The 20,026-nt window shown below is 46.7% G+C and carries 17 protein-coding genes; 14 read left to right on the top strand and 3 right to left on the bottom strand.

Annotated elements, in window-relative coordinates:
- Nucleotides 1-904: 904 nt before the first annotated feature.
- Nucleotides 905-1,810 carry a helix-turn-helix transcriptional regulator gene (locus L5M38_RS21790; protein ID WP_006083558.1) on the bottom strand — a complete coding sequence of 302 codons (906 nt, stop codon included), beginning with the start codon at nucleotides 1,808-1,810 and terminating at the stop codon, nucleotides 905-907.
- 104 nt (nucleotides 1,811-1,914) lie between these two features.
- Nucleotides 1,915-2,787, bottom strand: a complete 873-nt coding sequence (locus tag L5M38_RS21795) for a formate dehydrogenase accessory sulfurtransferase FdhD (protein ID WP_263180300.1) — start codon at nucleotides 2,785-2,787, stop codon at nucleotides 1,915-1,917.
- Nucleotides 2,788-3,124: 337 nt separating this feature from the next.
- Between L5M38_RS21795 and L5M38_RS21800 the strand changes: the two genes are divergently transcribed.
- The 14 genes from L5M38_RS21800 (at nucleotide 3,125) to L5M38_RS21865 (ending at nucleotide 19,797) form a co-directional block, all read left to right on the top strand.
- Complete coding sequence (locus L5M38_RS21800; RefSeq protein ID WP_105250549.1) at nucleotides 3,125-3,589, top strand: DUF3305 domain-containing protein; 465 nt, start codon at nucleotides 3,125-3,127, stop codon at nucleotides 3,587-3,589.
- Nucleotides 3,589-4,269: a DUF3306 domain-containing protein gene (locus L5M38_RS21805; protein WP_263180295.1), complete on the top strand. Its 681-nt coding sequence runs from the start codon at nucleotides 3,589-3,591 to the stop codon at nucleotides 4,267-4,269. Before L5M38_RS21800 ends, L5M38_RS21805 begins: the two co-directional genes overlap by 1 nt.
- Before the next feature lie 189 nt (nucleotides 4,270-4,458).
- The gene (locus tag L5M38_RS21810) at nucleotides 4,459-6,120 is read left to right on the top strand and encodes a 4Fe-4S binding protein (RefSeq protein WP_263180301.1); all 1,662 of its coding nucleotides are present in this window, start codon (nucleotides 4,459-4,461) and stop codon (nucleotides 6,118-6,120) included.
- A 10-nt stretch (nucleotides 6,121-6,130) separates the two neighbouring features.
- A complete protein-coding gene (locus L5M38_RS21815; protein WP_113940321.1) occupies nucleotides 6,131-6,808 on the top strand; it encodes a molecular chaperone in 678 nt (225 codons plus the stop codon).
- Nucleotides 6,809-6,985: 177 nt separating this feature from the next.
- Nucleotides 6,986-7,177, top strand: a complete 192-nt coding sequence (locus L5M38_RS21820) for a twin-arginine translocation signal domain-containing protein (RefSeq protein WP_113940320.1) — start codon at nucleotides 6,986-6,988, stop codon at nucleotides 7,175-7,177.
- 24 nt (nucleotides 7,178-7,201) lie between these two features.
- Nucleotides 7,202-10,054: a formate dehydrogenase subunit alpha gene (locus L5M38_RS21825; protein ID WP_113940319.1), complete on the top strand. Its 2,853-nt coding sequence runs from the start codon at nucleotides 7,202-7,204 to the stop codon at nucleotides 10,052-10,054.
- Between the two features lie 26 nt (nucleotides 10,055-10,080).
- On the top strand, nucleotides 10,081-10,677 hold the full coding sequence (gene fdh3B / locus L5M38_RS21830) for a formate dehydrogenase FDH3 subunit beta (protein WP_006083566.1): 597 nt from the start codon (nucleotides 10,081-10,083) through the stop codon (nucleotides 10,675-10,677).
- A 49-nt stretch (nucleotides 10,678-10,726) separates the two neighbouring features.
- Entirely contained in the window at nucleotides 10,727-11,755 is a 1,029-nt protein-coding gene (locus L5M38_RS21835) for a formate dehydrogenase subunit gamma (RefSeq protein ID WP_113940318.1), read from the top strand.
- A gap of 396 nt (nucleotides 11,756-12,151) precedes the next feature.
- Nucleotides 12,152-12,352: a twin-arginine translocation signal domain-containing protein gene (locus L5M38_RS21840; protein ID WP_105250556.1), complete on the top strand. Its 201-nt coding sequence runs from the start codon at nucleotides 12,152-12,154 to the stop codon at nucleotides 12,350-12,352.
- A gap of 17 nt (nucleotides 12,353-12,369) precedes the next feature.
- The gene (locus L5M38_RS21845) at nucleotides 12,370-15,222 is read left to right on the top strand and encodes a molybdopterin-dependent oxidoreductase (RefSeq protein ID WP_263180296.1); all 2,853 of its coding nucleotides are present in this window, start codon (nucleotides 12,370-12,372) and stop codon (nucleotides 15,220-15,222) included.
- A 29-nt stretch (nucleotides 15,223-15,251) separates the two neighbouring features.
- Nucleotides 15,252-15,821: a formate dehydrogenase FDH3 subunit beta gene (fdh3B, locus tag L5M38_RS21850; RefSeq protein WP_105250558.1), complete on the top strand. Its 570-nt coding sequence runs from the start codon at nucleotides 15,252-15,254 to the stop codon at nucleotides 15,819-15,821.
- A gap of 79 nt (nucleotides 15,822-15,900) precedes the next feature.
- On the top strand, nucleotides 15,901-16,884 hold the full coding sequence (locus L5M38_RS21855) for a formate dehydrogenase subunit gamma (protein ID WP_105250559.1): 984 nt from the start codon (nucleotides 15,901-15,903) through the stop codon (nucleotides 16,882-16,884).
- A gap of 449 nt (nucleotides 16,885-17,333) precedes the next feature.
- Entirely contained in the window at nucleotides 17,334-18,917 is a 1,584-nt protein-coding gene (locus L5M38_RS21860) for a methyl-accepting chemotaxis protein (RefSeq protein ID WP_263180297.1), read from the top strand.
- 493 nt (nucleotides 18,918-19,410) lie between these two features.
- Complete coding sequence (locus L5M38_RS21865) at nucleotides 19,411-19,797, top strand: SEL1-like repeat protein (protein ID WP_263180299.1); 387 nt, start codon at nucleotides 19,411-19,413, stop codon at nucleotides 19,795-19,797.
- On the opposite strand, the gene L5M38_RS21870 is transcribed toward L5M38_RS21865, so the two are convergent.
- Nucleotides 19,789-20,026, bottom strand: a 238-nt coding sequence (locus L5M38_RS21870; protein WP_263179589.1) for a transposase, incomplete at its 5' end; no start/stop codon positions are given. The two genes, L5M38_RS21865 and L5M38_RS21870, sit on opposite strands and share 9 nt — an antisense overlap.

Consider the following 20,026-nt stretch of genomic DNA (forward strand, 5'->3'; position numbering starts at 1 on the left):
AATGAATTCTGATTTTTTGTTTCTAACTAAAGAAACAAACTGTACATATTACTATGAACACTCATTGTTACATTGATTTAAATTTTTGACTGCCAACCCGAAGGCTAAGCAGTTTCGATTAACTCAACACCTGTGAGTGTCCACACAGATTTCTTGTTTTATCTTGTTAAAGAGCAACTCAATATTCATAAGAGAACTTGAGTACCAGACTGAGCGTCGAACGCTTCCAGTTGGCTAGGGCTGCGTATTCTACGCATTTCCCGTTTCGCGTCAAGGAGTTTTTACAAACTTTCTCAACACTCATCAATCAGTAAACTCATCGATGAACTGTCACACCAGCCTGCTTAACGCTGTCTGCCGTGTCAGTGGATGCGCATTATAGGCAGTGAAACTTTTTGTGCAACCCCTATTTTAAGGAAATTTGCAGTTAATTCTAATTATCTAATCTAGCCACAAGATACCCACTACTTACCCCCAAAGTTATCCACAAAATAGCGCTTTATCTGTAATTTGGCCCAATTGATTACCAGCGTACAGTATCAAGACAAAGGGATCATGAGCATAAATGCTATCAGATTTAAATGAGAATAACGGCTGCTCGAACCGGAATATCTCACCTCCACTTTTATATGGAGTCGTTTATGGGAGAATGACGGGGAACAACAGAAGAAGATGACACTCTGAGTGTATTTGGCGATGAAGATACTTTACCTAATATAGTAGTTGCCTCCCATCAACCCACCATAGAAAGTCGAAACAACGTAATCAGCAATATAAAGAGGGTCTCTTTGATACTTATTCGTTAGTAACTGGCTACATTAGATATCAGCATGTAGTAGCAGTAATAAGTAGTTCAGAGACCATTCAACTCTATTCACCTTAATCCATTACCGAGTTGAGTGGATTAGCTCGCACTCCATAGCAGTTGTCCGCAGTCTGTAAGATCATAGCCACCAAGTAGTGCCGCCATTTGCCTCGAGTGACCGCTCGCCAACATAGTAAAAAGTTGTTGAAGCTGACGACGGAAGTAAATGCTTTGCGGCATAACGAAATCAAAAGACTCTTTAATCAGCGGCACGAAACTTAAACCACTTTCCAAAGCCACAGATTGACAACCAAAACCAATATCGGCATCCCCCCTAGCGATATAACCCGCCAACTCGCGTTCACTATAGGCCGTTAGCACGACATTAAGTTGATCTAAGCGAGCACCTTGCTTTAACAACCAATGCTCTAAGTGCTGTTGGCTACCTGCGCCCCCCTGACGACTCACCCAACGCCAAGGCAAGTTCACGACTTTATCTTCTTCTTGGCATCTGTGGTGCATATCGGCACGCATGATCAACCCTTGCTGACGAGAGTAACCATGCACCATGATCCATTGCTGATGGTTGTTATAACCTTTAAGTAAAGCTGGGTGGCGAATATTTCTATCCTCCATGCTACCCCAGTGTAAGGTGCACACATCGGCATAACCTTTAGCAAGCAACTCTAACCCTAAGCGTGAACCTGTTGCGCTGTAGCTTATCAACTCACGGCTACCAACTTGCGCCATCAAACGCGCCACCAGCATAGATAATAGTGGATCGTCACTACCAGTGATCAATAAACGGTCGGTCAGCATGCCACTGTGGCAAGAATCCATTACCCAACGGTCGATTAACACTTTCGGAAATAGCCATTTACCGGTGATTTTAGTGGCGGGGAGAATTCTGTCATTAGCCATGGCGTAGACTTTTTTCTCATTAAGATCTAAATACTCGGCCACTTGCTTCGCGCTCATGTAGACCAATTCACTGGCAGACGTCATCTTGTTTCCTTGTCTTATTCTTCGTTACTGCATGTAAGTCTTAGCATTACTGTCTTAGCTAACTTGGGGCTAAGGAGCCGTATTGGCATCAAACTGCCTTGGGGCTAAGGAGCCGTATTGGCATCAAACTGCAGATTTTCACTACCGTGGTACACCAAAAAGTGACGACCTTTAGCGCGGGCAATAATAGTAATACCCAACTGCTGCGCTAGTGCTAAGCCCATCTGAGTCACGCCACTGCGTGATAGCAATATAGGGATCCCCATTTTGGCGACTTTAATCACCATTTCCGAAGTTAAGCGGCCAGTGGTATAAAATATCTTATTATCGCCGCGATCCTGAGTCAGCCACATATCCCCAGCCAAAGTATCTACGGCATTATGACGGCCAACATCCTCGACGAAAGCCATAATTTTATCGTCTTCGCACAAGCCGCAACCGTGTACAGCACCCGCATTTTTATAGGTTTCGTTATATTCGTTGATATTTTTCAGTAAGCTATAAAGGGTGCTTTGCTTAAGACTTGGCGTTGGTAAATTAATGCCATCTAAATCTTGCATAAAACTGCCATAAACCGTGCCTTGACCACAACCTGATGTCACCGTTTTTTCAGAGAGTTTCTCATCAAGTTCAGCGGTTTGTTCACGGGTAACCACGGCTGCAGAACTCACATCCCAATCGACGATAACAGAGTCCAGTAAGCTCACATCCGAAATAAAGCCTTGGTTCTTAAGATAACCTAACGCCAGTGACTCAGGTTTCGCCCCTAGGGTCATAAGTGTCACTATTGGTCGCCAGTTCAAATACACGGTAAGCGGACGTTCGCAGGCGACAAATTTATCCAACACTTCCCCAGCTTCATTCACTGCTTTTACAGCAATGGTTAGCGGTACTTCCACTTGAGTTCTCACAAAAGAACACTGATGCTGAGTTTTTTGAGAAGGATTGGCTACCGCTATTTCGCTATCTGTGCTCATGTTGTTATCAGGAATAGTGATATTTTCAGAGATCATAATGTTACCGCTTAACGAGTCATGGCCAGAGCATAGCAATATTTATACCTAGACATAAAAATTGGGGTTAAATGCGTGATCTGCCGCAATGCTGATTTTTCATTAGCCCTTTTATGTCCCAAACAAAATCCTGTACTGGACAAAATGTCCAATTTATAGGGTGTTTTTGATGATCTAGCTCAAACTAATCCACTATGTTTACTGGCACCAATATTGCAGTGACCTTTTATCGCAATTTGTTGGTAAAACCGAACCGTTCACTCTACGGTTTGTCCATCAACACGGCTGAGACGGAGAGACAATGCAACATACAACTAGTGTTTGGCCTATGTACGTTTCACTCAAGAAAGTAGAGAAGCAAGTTGGCCGCTGGACCTCAGTACAATGGGAAATTGATCACCTACTTCCCGCCACCCATCAAGCCCCAGACGATGCAACCTTAGTGCTACTCGAACTGCACAAAGACGAACGCGCCAGCTATCGCCTCAATCTCGATTTAGATAACGCCATGCTGTATTTAGTATGTGATGAAACGGCCGATGGCACTTGGATACCGGCGGCATTATCGGCGGATCAGAATGTCGCGGCGGGTTGTCTTGAGGGCAATACCCCTGTCCTCAACTTATTGATGCCAAAAGCTATCGCTTGTTGGATTGAAGCCTTTATCACCCAATATGGTGAAGTCGAAATTGCCGCTCATCGCCGTAAACATGTCGATGGCCGTAATAATCAAGGCCCGAGTCACGATCCATTGCGGAGGGACTAATGGCTGAATCCATACAAAAAACAGGCGGGCTACTGAGTCGCTGGAACCAACGGCGCGAACAAGTTGCAGCAGAAGAAGCGCGAGAGGCTGACGGGGAAATCACACCTCTGGAGACCATCGTAGCCGAGCCCACTATGGCAGTTGAGCAGCTTCAACCCACAGAGTCAGCCTTTGAACCTAATACTGCAGAGCATGACGATCCTAATCGCATCCTCACTGCAGCGGATTTACCCAATCCCGACGAGATTGAAATAGGCGGCAGCTTTGCGAGTTTTATGGGCGACAATGTTGACCCTGCGGCTAAATCTGCCGCGCTACGAGCACTGTGGAAACAACCGCATTTCAACGAGATAGATGGGCTTTTGGAATATGCACTCGATTACAGTAATCAACCGAAACTCAGTGCAGAAGTCTCAGCTGAATTGATGCAAAAAGTCTTCCGTTACATAGCCGAAGACAGTGAGACCTCGGATGAAGAATCAGCTGTTTTAGCCAAACAAACTGAAGAAAGCAATCCATCCATGAGTCTTGATGTAAGCGAAACAACAACTCATGAGACTAATGAAGTCGAAGTCGAATGGGCAGCTGAGCCGATAACGGACAATTTGGATGGGGAGACTGATGACCTACCCCAAAATGCACCAGAGCCCTTAGCTCAGGTACATACCCGAGTTGTTTAACGTCAGTTTAGCTAATTTTAATGTCCGTAACTTTGGTATGTGAATTGCTGTACTAAGATATAAAAAAGCTTAGATAAAAGCAGAAAAGGCAATGACTTACTTATTACCAGCCGCCTAAATCTGCCCAGATACAGTAAAACAAGAAACAGCCAAAGTACTGTTCAGGAACGCAATGTGAGCACTTATTTGATGACCAATCAAACCCAAGAAGCGTTAAAACAAGCGCGACAACAGGTATTAACGCAAACTCAGATGTTGCAGAATCTGATCCCGCCAACTGTCAGCTATACCACCGAAGGCAATGTTCTTATTATTGGCCCAGAAGATCTGGCTCGCCTCGCCGCGGACAAATTGTCCACTATGGCCCATAGGGTGATTTTAGCCAACGAAGCCATTACCAGCCAAGATGAAGTGCACCTAGAACGTGTCATGGCAGCGGCAACTGATGTCGAAAGCTATTACAACAAACTCATTGGTGTAAAAGGCTTTTTAGGCCAATTTCAAGTCAGTGTTGAACATCAAGATGGTGCTGCCGAACTCAGTTTAGTGTCAATCCGTAAACCCCATTTCGATATCGTGCTCGATTTGAGCAGCGCAGCTTGTTTGAACTTAGAAATGCTGCCACCCGGCTATTTTTACGTAGGCCAAGACGCTGAAAAACTCGAAGATGCCCTTGCGCAAATTCCCGATCTCATCGGCCAATTTGATAAGCCGCGCTACGTCAAAATTAACCCAGATATCTGTGCCCACGACCGCAATGGCATCAATGGTTGTAATCGTTGCCTCAACTTCTGCCCAGCAGATGCGATCAGTAGTGTCGCAAAGAAAATTGAAATCGATCCATATCTTTGCCACGGCGCAGGCAGTTGTTCCAGCGCTTGCCCAACGGGTGCTATCAGTTACGATTTACCTACGCCGCAAGCTTTGCATTCATACCTGAACAAAATTGTTAGTCGGTTCCGCGAGCAAGCACAAACCGCACCAGTGATCTTGTTCCACGATAATGCCGTCGGCGCCAACTTTATTAGTGACGATTTAGCAGGCGACATCATCCCCGTTGCCCTCGAAGAAATTACCGTTGCTAGCGTAGATCATTGGTTGTCAGTACTCGCTTGGGGCGCGCGCCAAGTGCTGATCCTCAACACAGACGCAACAGCGCCAACCCTAACGCAAATGCTTAAAGGCGAACTGTCGTTAGCCAATAGCATTTTAGATGAAATGGGCCAGCCACAACGCATTAGCCTCATCGACCCGAGCATGCTTGCCGATTTAGATTCGATGCTCGATATCAGCTTAGATTGGCCCGTGATCGTGCCCGCTGCATTTGCCTCGACCACTAAACGCAATACGCTATTTGAAGCGATCGATCACCTCAATAGCCAAGCGGGTGAAATTGATACTTGCCTTAGCCTCAACAATATTCCCTTTGGCAAAGTCAGTGTGAATGTAGAAAAGTGCACTATGTGTATGTCCTGCGTGGCAATTTGTCCCACGATGGCATTACAAGATGGTGGCGACAAACCTGCACTACACTTCATCGAGCAAAACTGCGTGCAATGCGGTTTATGTGAGGCAGCGTGTCCTGAAAAGGTTATCAGCCTAACCCCGCAAATTAACTTTAATAAAGCTGCCCGTCAGCAACAACACACCCTGAAAGAAGAAGCCCCCTTCGAATGTATTCGCTGCGGCTCTCCTTTTGCGACCCAATCTATGGTGCATCGGATGCTGGATATGGTCGGCGCGCACAGCGCATTTTCTGCCAATATTGAACGCTTGAAAATGTGTGGCGACTGCCGGGTAAAAGACATGTTTGAAGACATTCTTCAAGATCCTGAAAAGCAACTGCGATAAGAGATCCGCTATGACCGAATCAGTAAGACAAGTTTCAGAAAACGATCAGTTGAGAGCCGATATCTATCAACTGTTAGCCGCCCTATTGCGCCGTCAGCCAAGCCCTGAACTGCTACACTTTTTGGCCAATCTTGAAATTGATGCCAATGAAGACAACGAGATGACTAAAGCTTGGTTATCACTCCAACTCGCCGCACAGCAGTTCAACAGCGCACAACTAGAAGACGAGTATTTTGCCCTGTTCCTCGGTGTAGGTTGCGGTGAGATCCTGCCCTACGGCAGCTGGTTTATGACGGGCTCATTGATGGATAAACCACTGGCATTGCTACGCCAAGACTTAATGCAACTAGGGTTTGAACGCGAAGACAACGTCAAGGAACCCGAAGATCACGTTGCCGCCCTGTGTGAAGTGATGGGAACCCTGATTTTAGAAGCGCCAAGTTATCGCCAATTGGCTTTTTACCAACGCCATATCGGCAGCTGGATTGGCCGTTTTTGCGACAATTTAGCCAAAGCGCCAAGTGCGGCGTTTTACGCCACGGTTGCACAGCTAGCAAAAGCTTTTTTTGCAATGGAAGCCAGTGCTTTTGAGCAATTAAGCTTAGATATTCCAGTCAATTGCCCAGGCAGCGCAGACTTACAGCCAGCCACCAGCGATTTAGCAAAACCAGTAGAGTTAATGAACTAAGACTAAACTGAGTGATAGCGCGGCATGTGCGTGCTAAATGTAAATGTTAGAGATGAGTTCAAACTACGAAGGTGAGATTAATGTTCACCTTAGCAACAATAACGGAAGCTTAGGCTTCCACAATAACCGAGGTGGTAGCCGTTTGTACCACCTTATCCAGTAACACAAGGAGACACTATGAAGAAGCCAGCTTCCGACATGGGCCGTCGTCAATTGCTTAAAGCATTGGCACTCGGCAGTGCGGCAGGCGCAGTGGTCACTGTGAGTAGTCAAGCGTTAGCTTCGACAAAAACGGCAGCGACCACAGAGCCTAAAAGTGAGAACTACCGCGAAACCGACCATATTCGTAGCTATTATGCGTCGCTTTAAAACTAAAATAGAGGAGAGTGTGTGATGCGATTAACCCGCAAAACAGACCAGGTTGTCGAAGCTAAAGCGCCAGCACTGGGTCTCAATCGTCGTCAGTTCTTAAAATCGGCAAGTCTTGCCACAGGAGGGATCGCTGCGGCGTCCATGCTGGGCACAGGCATGATGCGTAAAGCACAGGCCCAAGAAGATATTGGCCATAATGTTCCCACCGAAGTAAAACGTACCATCTGTTCTCACTGTGCCGTAGGTTGTGGTGTGTATGCAGAAGTACAAAATGGTGTATGGACGGGTCAAGAACCCGCATTCGATCACCCGTTCAACGCTGGCGGTCACTGCGCGAAAGGTGCTGCACTGCGTGAACATGGTCACGGCGAAAAACGCCTGAAATACCCCATGAAGTTAGAAGGCGGAAAATGGAAAAAGATCTCTTGGGATCAAGCGATTAATGAAGTCGGCGATAAAATGGCTTCAATTCGTCAAGAGTCAGGCCCAGATTCAGTCTACTTTATGGGTAGCGCTAAGTTCTCTAACGAACAAGCTTATTTATATCGCAAATTTGCGGCATTGTGGGGTACGAACAACGTCGACCATTCTGCCCGTATTTGTCACTCTACCACGGTAGCCGGTGTTGCTAACACTTGGGGCTACGGTGCGCAAACCAACTCAATCAACGATATTCGCAACTCTAAGTGCATCATGTTTATTGGGGCAAACCCCAGTGAAGCGCATCCTGTTGCCATGCAGCATATTTTGATTGGTAAAGAACGCGGTGCCAAAATCATCGTTGTTGATCCACGTTTCACCCGTACTGCAGCGAAATCTGACGAGTACGTGCATATCCGTCCTGGCACAGACATCCCCTTCATTTATGGCCTGTTATGGCACATATTTGAAAACGGCTGGGAAGATAAAGAGTTTATCAAACACCGTGTCTATGGCATGGATCGTATCCGCGAGGAAGTGAAGAAGTATACCCCTGAAGAAGTTGAGTTAGTTGCGGGTGTACCAAAGGCGCAGATGTACCGCGTCGCCAAAATGATGGCTGAAACCAAACCCGGCACCATTATTTGGTGTATGGGTGGTACTCAGCACCACGTGGGTAACTCTAACACTCGCTCCTACTGTCTTTTACAGTTAGCACTGGGCAACATGGGTGTACCTGGCGGCGGCACTAACATTTTCCGTGGCCATGATAACGTGCAAGGCGCAACCGACTTTGGTTTGTTATTTGATAACTTACCAGGTTACTACGGTTTAACGACTGGCGCTTGGGCCCATTGGAATAATGTGTGGGATCTCGACCCGAATTGGGTAGCGAGCCGTTTCGATCAAGGCGAATATCTAGGACAAAAACCGCAAACCTCTGCGGGTATTCCTTGTTCGCGCTGGCACGATGGCGTGTTAGAAGATAAAACCAAGATAGCGCAAAAAGACAATATTCGTCTGGCGTTCTTCTGGGGACAATCGGTCAACACTGAAACCCGTGGCCGTGAAGTGCGTGAAGCCTTAAACAAAATGGACACCGTCGTCGTTGTCGATCCATTCCCAACCATGGCGGGTGTTATGCACCAACGTCAAGATGGGGTTTATTTACTTCCTGCGGCAACCCAGTTTGAAACCTACGGTTCAATCTCTGCGACTAACCGCTCAGTACAATGGCGTTCTAAGGTCATAGAACCCCTGTTCGAATCCCTGCCTGATCATGTGATCATGTACAAACTCGCCAAAAAAGTGGGTATAGATAAAGAGCTATTCAAGCATATTAAAGTCAATGGTGAAGAGCCTTTGATTGAAGATATCACCCGCGAATTTAACACAGGTATGTGGACTATCGGTTATACCGGACAAAGCCCAGAGCGTTTAAAAATGCACCAAGAAAACTGGGGTACTTTTGATGCTGACAGCCTCGAAGCCCCCGGCGGTCCTGCCAAAGGCGAAACCTACGGCTTACCTTGGCCATGTTGGGGCACACCAGAGATGAAACATCCTGGTACCCAAATTCTGTATAACGAAGCCAAACATGTGAAAGACGGTGGCGGTAACTTCCGTGCTCGCTATGGTGTGGAACATGAAGGCAATAATATTCTTGCCGAAGGTACTTACTCTAAAGGCAGTGAGATCCAAGATGGCTATCCTGAATTTACCGCCGATATGCTTAAGCAATTAGGTTGGTGGGATGACCTGACCGAAAACGAGAAAAAACACGCCGAAGGCAAAAACTGGAAAACTGACATTTCCGGCGGTATCCAACGTGTTGCTATCAAGCACGGCTGTATCCCTTACGGTAACGCTAAAGCTCGTTGTATTGTATGGACATTCCCAGACGATATTCCACGCCACCGCGAACCACTTTACACGCCTCGTCGTGACTTAGTCGCTAAATACCCCACCTACGAAGATCGTATGGTTGCTCGTTTACCGACACTGTATAAGTCAATTCAAGACAAGGATTTTGCTAAAGACTTCCCATTGGCACTCACATCAGGCCGCCTAGTGGAATATGAAGGTGGTGGTGAAGAATCCCGTTCTAACCCTTGGTTAGCTGAACTACAACAAGAAATGTTCATCGAAATGAACCCTGCTGATGCAGCGGATCGCGGTATTCGCGACGGTGACAATGTTTTTGTTCATGGTCCAGAAGGCGCCAAAATCACGGTTAAGGCTATGGTGACACCGCGCGTTATTGCCGGTGAATGTTTTATGCCATACCACTTTGCTGGGGTGTTTGAAGGCGAAAGCCTAGCGAAAAACTATCCTGAAGGCACTGTGCCTTACGTGATAGGCGAATCTGCAAACACCATTTTAACTTATGGCTACGACGTTGTGACTCAGATGCAAGAAACTAAGTCCAGCCTATGCCAAATCAGCAAAGCCTAACCTACTTGATGAGGAGATAAGCCATTATGGCAGTCATGAAATTTCTGTGTGACACCAAGCGCTGCATCGAGTGTAACGGTTGCGTCACTGCATGTAAGAACGAAAACGACTCCGCTCTCGAGTGGGGAATTCAACGTCGCCGCGTGGTGACGATCAACGATGGTCTACCTGGCGAAGCCTCAATTTCAGTGGCTTGTATGCACTGTACTGACGCTCCCTGCATGGCCGTATGTCCGGCAGATTGTTTCTACCGTACCGAAGACGGCATAGTGCTACACAACAAAGATACTTGTATCGGTTGTGGTTATTGCTTCTATGCTTGTCCATTTGGTGCACCGCAATTCCCGAAAAAGACTGCCTTTGGTAGTCGTGGCAAGATGGACAAGTGTACTTTCTGTGCCGGTGGCCCAGAAGAAACCTTCTCCGAAGCCGAGCGTAAAAAATACGGTGCCAACCGTATTGCTGAGGGTAAGTTACCTATGTGTGCTGAGCTTTGTTCTACTAAAGCGCTGCTCGCAGGTGATGCGGAAGTGGTATCAAACATTTACCGTCAACGTATGGCCTCTCGAGGCAATCCTAACGTGATTTGGGGTTACAACCCCAAGACAGGTGAGATTAACTAAGCAGAGCGAGGGTTAGGGAGAAATCCCTAACCTCTGGCAAGGAGTGAAAATGTTAAACAAACAGTTAAACAAATCACTGCGCAGTCTGTTTGCTCTGTTGGTGCTCGTCATGGGATTGGGATTAGGTTCAGTCATGAGCTCAAACCCAGTACACGCAAGTGATCAGCAATCGAGTCAACAACAGGCGAAAGCGCAAACCAGCGATGCCGATCTTTGGCGAGCGGTAAAAGCAGGCGATGCCGGCTATACCACTGCCAAAGGAATAGATACTGGGGTGTTGATTAACGTTGCCGGTAACCAAGGTAAAGAACTGAGAAATGAATACTTAACCCCCGTCATGGCGCTAGCCGTGGTAGGTGTGTTTGGTGCTTTCTTATTGTTTTATCTGGTGAATGGTCCATCAAAACTGAGTCATGGCTTTTCAGGCAAGATGGTTTCGCGCTGGTCAAAGGCGGATCTGTGGATCCATTGGATCATGGCGAGCAGCTGTCTGGCACTGATGTTTACCGGTCTAACCATAATGTTAGGTAAGCATGTCATACAGCCAATGTTAGGGCCCGACCTTTGGGCGCCATTGATCTATGGCAGCAAAACAATCCACGATTGGGCTGGTCCCATTTTTATCGCGGCTTGGGCTGTATGTGTGGTGAAATGGATGCCGTTACAAACCTTCAAGATGTATGATTTGAAATGGTTTTTAGTGGTAGGTGGTTATATCAACTTTGGCCCGTTCAAAGGTAAGCACCCTGACAGTGGTTTCGCTAACGCCGGTGAAAAAATGTGGTTCTGGACCCTGATGTTGTTTGGTTTATTCATCAGCGTATCTGGCATCATGTTGGTATTGCCAGGCTTGGATTTACCCCGCGAAGCCTCTATGGGCGCGCTGCTGATCCACTCTATCAGCGCCATTATCTTGATTGCCTTTACTATAGTGCATATTTGGATGGCGACCGTACTGAGCGAAGGCGGTATGGAGTGTATGAAGTCAGGTTATTGTGATGAAAACTGGGCAATCCAGCACCATAATCTCTGGTATGACGAAATCAAGGCCAACGGCAGCTTAAAGTATAAAGACTAAGTTAAACCGCAGCTTTTACATCCTCAAAACACCCCGCCTCGCGGGGTGTTTTTTATTCGCACTGATACCCATCGCATTAATTCAAAAGCACAAAAAATTAACAACTGAAACAGCGAGATACAAAAATCCACCAACGCCATCCTCCCCAGTAGTTCACTAAACTATGAGCGAGTTAACGCTTTAAGAGAACGGCTGCCGATTTCAGGGCTGCAAACTGTCCTAGATCAATTCCTACTCAACCCTTTCCTACTATATTGCCGTCACGCGCGATGATTGATGGTAAACAAGATGATTTCATTATCTTTTCCGCCGCTAATCTTCACTTTTTGATAACAAGATGAACCCCACAAAAAGCCGTGCGATCTCAAAAACTAAACCCTAATTTCAGGAGTCAGCATGAAGCAGCAACCCAGCGATTTATCTCGCCGATCTTTGCTCAAAGCGCTCACCGTCGGCAGCGTAGCGGGTGCCGCCATTGCCGCAACCGGCATGAGCGTGGCACAGGTCAGCGAGAGCAGCAAGGTAACCACTAAAGAGTCAAAGGGTTACCACGAAACTGCGCATATCAGCAGCTATTACGATAGCTTGCGCAGCTAATCTAGGAGAAGTCAGCGATGAAGTTAACTCGCAAGTCCAATGTTGCCACAGTGGCAGACAAACCGGCGTTAGGCATCAGCCGTCGTCAATTTATGAAGCACGCAGGTATCGCCACAGGTGGTATTGCTGCAGCATCTCTGATGGGCACAGGCATGATGCGTCGTGTCGAAGCCAAAGAAGTGCCGCATGATGCGCCAATCGAAATCAAACGTACTATTTGTAGTGCCTGCGCCGTCGGTTGTGGCCTGTATGCCGAAGTACAAAATGGTGTGTGGACGGGCCAAGAACCCGCATTTGACCACCCATTCAACGCTGGCGGTCACTGCGCGAAAGGTGCTGCACTGCGTGAGCATGGTCATGGTGAAAAACGCCTGAAATATCCAATGAAGTTGGTTGATGGCAAGTGGAAAAAAATCTCTTGGGAAGATGCTATTAACGAAGTGGGCGACCAAATGCTCAACATTCGTCAAGAATCTGGCCCAGACTCAGTGTACTTCATGGGTAGCGCTAAGTTTTCTAACGAAGGTTGTTACATGTACCGCAAGTTGGCGGCGATGTGGGGCACAAACAACGTCGACCATTCAGCTCGTATTTGTCACTCTACCACGGTAGCCGGTGTTGCTAACACTTGGGGCTACGGTGCGCAAACGAACTCTTTCAACGATATCCAGAATGCTCATGCCATCTTCCTGATCGGGGCAAACCCAGCAGAAGCGCATCCCGTTTCGATGCAACATATTCTGATCGCTAAAGAAAGAAACAACGCCAAAATCATCGTCGTTGACCCACGTTTCTCTCGCACTGCAGCGCATTCAGACTTGCATTGTGCAATTCGCCCAGGCACTGACATTCCGTTTATTTACGGTATGTTATGGCACATTTTTGAAAATGGTTGGGAAGATAAAACCTTTATCAAGCACCGCGTTTTCGAGATGGAAAGTATCCGTGCTGAAGTGAAGAAATTCCCACCTAAAGAAGTCGAAAACATCACTGGTGTGAGCGAAGCCGAGGTTTATCAAGCGGCTAAATTAATGGCTGATAACCGTCCTGGCACTGTGATTTGGTGTATGGGTGGAACTCAACACCACGTTGGTAATGCCAACACTCGCGCTTATTGTATTCTGCAATTAGCACTGGGCAACATGGGCGTTTCAGGTGGCGGCACTAACATTTTCCGTGGCCACGATAACGTACAAGGCGCAACTGACTTAGGTTTGTTATTTGATAACTTACCCGGTTACTACGGTTTGACCTCAGCAGCATGGAGTCACTGGACCCATGTTTGGGATCTGGACATGGCATGGGTGAAAGGTCGTTTCGATCAAACCGCCTACTTAGGTAAAGATCCAATGACTACGCCAGGTATTCCTTGCTCGCGCTGGCACGATGGCGTGTTAGAAGATAAGAGTAAGTTAGCGCAAAAAGATAATATCCGTATGGCGTTTTTCTGGGGACAATCTGTCAACACTGAAACCCGTCAACGTGAAGTGCGTGATGCCTTAGACAAGATGGATACAGTCGTCGTTGTCGATCCATTCCCAACGATGGCAGGTGTTATGCACCGTCGTAAGAATGGCGTATATCTGCTGCCTGCGGCAACTCAGTTTGAGACTCACGGTTCAGTATCTAACTCAGGCCGTTCTATCCAGTGGCGTGAGCAAGTCATCGAGCCACTGTTCGAGTCTAAAACCGACATCGAAATCATGTACCGTTTAGCCCAAAAACTGGGTATTGCCGAGCAGTACACTAAACGCATCGCGATTGAAAATGGTTTACCTGTGATTGAAGAAATCACCCGTGAAATCAACCGCGGTATGTGGACTATCGGTATGACAGGTCAAAGCCCTGAGCGTATCAAGTTACACACCCAAAACTGGGGCACTTTCAGCAACAAGACGTTGGAAGCCGCAGGCGGCCCAGCTAAAGGCGAAACCTACGGTTTACCTTGGCCATGTTGGGGCACGCCAGAGGCTAAACACCCTGGCACTCAGATCCTCTATAACCAAGCCAAACACGTTAAAGACGGCGGTGGTAACTTCCGTGCCCGTTACGGTGTTGAATATAAGGGTCAAAGCATTTTAGCCGATGGCACTTATTCTAAAGGCGCTGAAATTCAAGACGGTTACCCAGAATTTACTGCCGATATGCTCAAACAATTGGGTTGGTGGGATGATCTGACGGCAGAAGAAAAAGCGGAAGCCGAAGGTAAAAACTGGAAAACAGATTTGTCAGGCGGCATAGTGCGCGTGGCGATCAAGCACGGTTGTATCCCCTTTGGTAATGCTAAAGCTCGTTGTATTGTTTGGACTTTCCCTGATCAAGTCCCTGTACACCGTGAACCGTTATACACAGCACGTCGTGACTTAGTGGCAAAATACCCAACCTATGACGACATGCAAGTACACCGTCTCCCTACGCTGTATAAGTCTATCCAAGACAAAGACATGAGCGGCAAGTACCCGCTGGTACTGACATCGGGTCGTCTGGTTGAATACGAAGGTGGTGGTGAAGAATCTCGCTCCAACCCTTGGCTGGCTGAACTTCAACAGGAAATGTTCGTTGAGATAAGCCCTGCCGACGCTGCCGATCGCGGCATTCGTAACGGTGACGATGTCTGGTTAGAAGGCGCCGAAGGTGGCCGTATTAAGGTACAAGCCATGGTTACCCCAAGGGTAAAACCCGGCGTTACCTTTATGCCATACCACTTTGCGGGTGTGATGCACGGAGAAAGTTTAGCGCCTAATTATCCAGAGGGAACAGTGCCTTACGTTATTGGTGAATCTTGTAACACTGCGCTGACCTATGGTTATGACCCTGTGACACAAATGCAGGAAACCAAGGCATCACTCTGTCAGATTGTTAAAGCGTAAGTGCAGCTTAAGCTAGGAGAATTGCCATTATGGCTACAATGAAATTTTTGTGTGATACCAAGCGCTGCATCGAATGTAACGGTTGTGTCACTGCCTGTAAAAACGAAAACGACTCCGCTCTCGAGTGGGGTATCCAACGCCGCCGCGTAGTGACAATCAACGATGGTCAACGTGGTGAAGCCTCAATCTCTGTCGCCTGTATGCATTGCTCAGATGCACCTTGTATGGCGGTTTGCCCAGCAAACTGCTTCTACAGAACCGACGACGGCATAGTGTTACACGACAAAGATGCCTGTATTGGTTGCGGTTACTGCCTGTACGCCTGTCCATTTGGCGCACCTCAGTTCCCGAAAAAAGGTGCCTTTGGTAGCCGCGGTAAGATGGATAAATGTACCTTCTGTGCCGGTGGCCCAGAAGAAAACCACTCAGATGCAGAACGCCAAAAATACGGTTCAAACCGTATTGCCGAAGGCAAACTGCCGATGTGTGCAGAACTGTGCGCGACTAAAGCCCTGTTAGCAGGTGATGCCGAAGTGGTTTCAAGCATCTTCCGTGAGCGTGTGGCTTATCGTGGTGCTAAAAACGCGGCTTGGAATTAATTCAGGTCAACAGGATCTGTCCACAGACTTAGCTTAGCGCCTATCTAGGTGGGCGCGACTAAGTGAGAGAGGATGTATGATGAACAAATGGTTCAAACACATAGGTTTAGCCATAGCACTGTTATTTAGTGCTGTGTGTATAGCCAATGGTGGTGATGAACTGGCGAATCAAGTTCAACAGTCTGATGCCCAAATTTGGGCGCAACTGAAGGATGGTGCCACGGGATACACTACCTCCCAAAGTGAGTTTCATGCTCAGCCTATCAATACCTACGATTTACGGGTATTAGAGCTGCGTAGCGACTGGTTAGCGCCCGCCTTAATGGCTGCACTATTCGGTATGATCATTATCTTTGTCCTATTTATCAAGGTGAATGGCATCTCCAAGCTGCACCATGGTTTTTCAGGCAAGTTAGTGCATCGCTGGTCTAAGTTTGATGTTTCAATCCACTGGTTAGGCGCGATTCCATGCTTACTGTTGATTTTAACAGGCTTAACCTTGCTGGCGGGTCGCTTTTTCTTCCAACCTTGGTTGGGCGAAGGCATCTGGGAAGCAATCGTCTATGGCGCGAAGCAAATCCATGACGTGATGGCGATTCCCTTCATGATAGGTTGGGCATTGATGACCACCCTATGGGCGAAAAACCAGCTGCCAAAAATGTACGACGTTAAGTGGTTCATGGTAGTAGGCGGTTACATTAACTTTGGTCCGTTCAAAGGTAAGCACCCAGATGCAGGTTTTGCTAACGCGGGTGAGAAAATGTGGTTCTGGGCATTTGCCCTGTTTGGATTAGTCATTTCAGCCTCGGGCATGTTATTACTCTTCCCTAACCTGTTCGAGCCAAGCCGTACATTAAGCTTGATCGCCCTGGTACTGCATTCAGTGAGCGCTATCGTGATCTGTGCTTTCTCTATCGTACACATCTTCATGGCAACTGTGATGTCAGAAGGTGGTATGGAATGTATGGTGTCAGGCTACTGTGATGAAAACTGGGCCAGCCAACATCACAACCTATGGTTTGATGAAATCAAAGCCAACGGCACGCTTAAATATAAAGAATAAGACTGAAATCTAGTTGTAAGTATTCCAAAAATACTTAGCCACTAGCAAACGTAGAGCCCCCGTCAATCACTACTGGCGGGGGCTTTTATTTCAGCATGAGTCATCGGCTTTAACTATATGTCTGAATTACATTTTGAATCATTTGTAGCATTTGAGTACGAGATCACAAAGACCAATTTAAATGCTAAATCACTGTAAAAAAATTGCATGTATCATAGTTATTTAATAATAAAAACAATCATCTAGATAAAAGTTGAATTTAAACAACACAACATTTCGTAACTTAGCAACCAACCAGATGCAACACCAATAAAACAATTCAATTAAAAACAGTATCTTAGTAGACATTTCCATAAAATACTCTCTTGCTGGCTAGCTCACGCGCACGCTAAAATTACCTATAGCGTAATTAAATTACGCATTGCTGCTTTTTATCCTAGAAGGTCACCATGTTTAAAAATGCCAAAACCAGTACATTGACGGCATTGCCATCAGTGTTTACAAGTATCTTACTGATCATCATAGGTATTTCGTGCTATCGCAGTTTTAACGAACTCGGTGAGACCAGTAAAAGCCTAGTCGACAACACTCAGCTCGCAGAAACTTTCACTACAGTACGAGAATCCTTTTTTGAGCTGCGCTTAGCCACCTTAGTCCACAACGGTAAAGCTATCGCAGATCAACAACATAATGTCGCACAGCTTGTCTCTCAACTGACCAAATTTAATACCGACTTCATGGGCGCTGATGCTCAAGCTATTCACACACTTTTGCCACAAACAGAACATTATGTTCGTCTCTACCAAGAAGAACTGGCACTCGCTAAACAAACTGGAGCAGTACCTGAACTAACCGCTGAGCGTGCTGCGCTCGGGCCTAAGGTCAGTAATCAAATCAACCAATTGGTCACGCTGATCACTCAGCGAAATCATGAGTTAGGCAAACAAGCTGAAGATAAAGTCACCTCAACAGAAAGCATCCTACTGGGATTGATCTTGTTCGCGATTGTAGCGTCACTCTTTAGCGCCCTCATTATGAGTAAACAACTCGTCCACATAATCAATGAAATAAAACGGGTAATGGAACGTCTTGCCCATGGCGACCTAACTCATAAAACAAATATTAAAGGACAAAATGAGCTCTGCTCACTCGCAGAAGATCTCGACAGCGTGATAGGTAATCTACGTGAAATTATGTCTGAAATTGCCCAAGCCTCGGATCATATGTCCGACCAAATAGGACAATTGAATGTACAGTCAAATGCCAATAATCATGCACTGCAAATCCACGCCGTCGAAACCGACCAAGTCGTGACAGCCATGACTGAAATGAGCGCCACGGCCCATAATGTCGCAGGTGATGCAGCATCTGCTGCCCAGTTTACTCAACAAGCAAATGCGCAAGCGGATAAATCGAAGAAAGCCGTCGAACAAGCTGCCAACACTGTGATTGCCTTGGTCGCTAAAGTCGATGTCGCTGCTGATGCGATTAATGATATGAACGAAAATACTCGTCATATCGCCGCGATTTTGAATGTAATAGGTGAAATTGCCGATCAAACCAATCTGCTAGCGCTTAATGCAGCCATCGAAGCCGCCCGTGCAGGTGAACAAGGTAGAGGCTTTGCTGTTGTCGCCGATGAAGTTCGCTCACTGGCCGCGCGCACGCAAGCAAGTACCGCAGAAATCAACCAGATGCTGGAACAACTTTATCTTGGTGCCAATGCCGCCGTAACCGCAATGGAGCAAACTAAACACAGTTGCCAGCAAGCCGCCGATACCACCAATCTAGTGACGGAAAACCTTGATACCCTGACCACTTATGTGTTCGATATTAATGGGCTCAGTAATCAAATCGCCACCGCAGCAGAAGAGCAAAGCGCTGTGACCGAAGAGATAAACCGTAATCTGACCACCATTCGTGAAATGGTCGATGAACTGAATCAAAGCGGTAAAGCCACCCTCAATAGCGCAACCTCTTTGGCCGCGACGAAGGAACAACTCGTCGGTGTGGTCTCGCATTTTAAGCTTTAGGTTTAGGCTCCCTGAAAAAAGCTTTTAAATCTGCGGCCTAATAACAAAAATTATTGGGCTGTCAGATTTTTAGATGAGATATAAAGCGAAACACACACCTGCAATATAAATCGCAGCCAAGAAAACTAACCTATTATTAATACTATATTTTTATAAAAATTATTTACCAAAAAATGATTAAATTGATTCAGTGTCAACTGTACTAAAGCAATAATAAGAGCGTGAAGCCTATAGTTCAGGAATGAAGATACGTATTGCCCATCTCCCACAATATTGAATACCACTAAAAAACTTCGGACTCAGCTAATCAACGATTAGCTATCGTCGGCTTCCATGTAACGCCAACACACGGCAGTGCTACCGCTGCAATTCATCCGCCTGTCCATAACACAGTGGTAAACCACAAGGCTTGCTTATAGCATAACAAGCCTCTACGTTAAACAACTTCACTAGCACTACCGCTTACAAGTACCCGCTTAACGACAAGGATGTTATGAAGATATTCACTATTGCGACTCTCCTATTACTGTTGACCGTAAGCTTTGCAGCAACTGCAGAAAAGTCCGCTCTGGAACAGCTATTTGAGCAACAACAATACGACGCTTTCTTGCAACAAGCACAGCAGCAAGCAGCAGAGAACAATGCTGAGGCGTTATTCTTACTGGGTAAAGCCTACCATCTCGGCCGTGGCGTCACGCAAGACAATGCCACCGCCAGCCAATACTATGAACAAGCCAGAGCCTTAGGTTCGGCCCGTGCCAGCCATAATCTAGGCAGCATGGCGCTGGATAATGATCGAAAAACGCAGGCCATCCCCTTGTTAGAAGAAGCGCTGGCGCGGGGTCTTAAACTACCGACCTTATATACCCAATCAACCTGAAGATGCGTGGGTAAAGAGCTGAAAATTATCATTGATCCGCGACGCTAAACTTTCACCAATATCGGGTAATGTTTCTTTGAAAAATTTATCCAGTGCGGACCTGAAATCTCGCTTATTTTTGAAGTACACGCTGTTCCTCGCGTGCTCATTCATGACCTTCCACAGTCTTTCTATCGGATTGAGGTTCGGGCTGTAAGGCGGTAAATAATGCAACTCAATATTGTGCGAA

This window comes from Shewanella sp. SM101 (genome assembly GCF_025654465.1).
Taxonomy (GTDB): domain Bacteria; phylum Pseudomonadota; class Gammaproteobacteria; order Enterobacterales; family Shewanellaceae; genus Shewanella; species Shewanella oncorhynchi.

Excerpts from the sequence above, each read along its gene's own strand:
- L5M38_RS21790 (WP_006083558.1), bottom strand. The coding sequence starts at position 1,810 with ATGACGTCTGCCAGTGAATTGGTCTACATGAGCGCGAAGCAAGTGGCC.
- L5M38_RS21795 (WP_263180300.1), bottom strand. The coding sequence starts at position 2,787 with ATGAGCACAGATAGCGAAATAGCGGTAGCCAATCCTTCTCAAAAAACT.
- L5M38_RS21800 (WP_105250549.1), top strand. The coding sequence starts at position 3,125 with ATGCAACATACAACTAGTGTTTGGCCTATGTACGTTTCACTCAAGAAA.
- L5M38_RS21805 (WP_263180295.1), top strand. The coding sequence starts at position 3,589 with ATGGCTGAATCCATACAAAAAACAGGCGGGCTACTGAGTCGCTGGAAC.
- L5M38_RS21810 (WP_263180301.1), top strand. The coding sequence starts at position 4,459 with ATGACCAATCAAACCCAAGAAGCGTTAAAACAAGCGCGACAACAGGTA.
- L5M38_RS21815 (WP_113940321.1), top strand. The coding sequence starts at position 6,131 with ATGACCGAATCAGTAAGACAAGTTTCAGAAAACGATCAGTTGAGAGCC.
- L5M38_RS21820 (WP_113940320.1), top strand. The coding sequence starts at position 6,986 with ATGAAGAAGCCAGCTTCCGACATGGGCCGTCGTCAATTGCTTAAAGCA.
- L5M38_RS21825 (WP_113940319.1), top strand. The coding sequence starts at position 7,202 with ATGCGATTAACCCGCAAAACAGACCAGGTTGTCGAAGCTAAAGCGCCA.
- fdh3B (WP_006083566.1), top strand. The coding sequence starts at position 10,081 with ATGGCAGTCATGAAATTTCTGTGTGACACCAAGCGCTGCATCGAGTGT.
- L5M38_RS21835 (WP_113940318.1), top strand. The coding sequence starts at position 10,727 with ATGTTAAACAAACAGTTAAACAAATCACTGCGCAGTCTGTTTGCTCTG.
- L5M38_RS21840 (WP_105250556.1), top strand. The coding sequence starts at position 12,152 with ATGAAGCAGCAACCCAGCGATTTATCTCGCCGATCTTTGCTCAAAGCG.
- L5M38_RS21845 (WP_263180296.1), top strand. The coding sequence starts at position 12,370 with ATGAAGTTAACTCGCAAGTCCAATGTTGCCACAGTGGCAGACAAACCG.
- fdh3B (WP_105250558.1), top strand. The coding sequence starts at position 15,252 with ATGGCTACAATGAAATTTTTGTGTGATACCAAGCGCTGCATCGAATGT.
- L5M38_RS21855 (WP_105250559.1), top strand. The coding sequence starts at position 15,901 with ATGAACAAATGGTTCAAACACATAGGTTTAGCCATAGCACTGTTATTT.
- L5M38_RS21860 (WP_263180297.1), top strand. The coding sequence starts at position 17,334 with ATGTTTAAAAATGCCAAAACCAGTACATTGACGGCATTGCCATCAGTG.
- L5M38_RS21865 (WP_263180299.1), top strand. The coding sequence starts at position 19,411 with ATGAAGATATTCACTATTGCGACTCTCCTATTACTGTTGACCGTAAGC.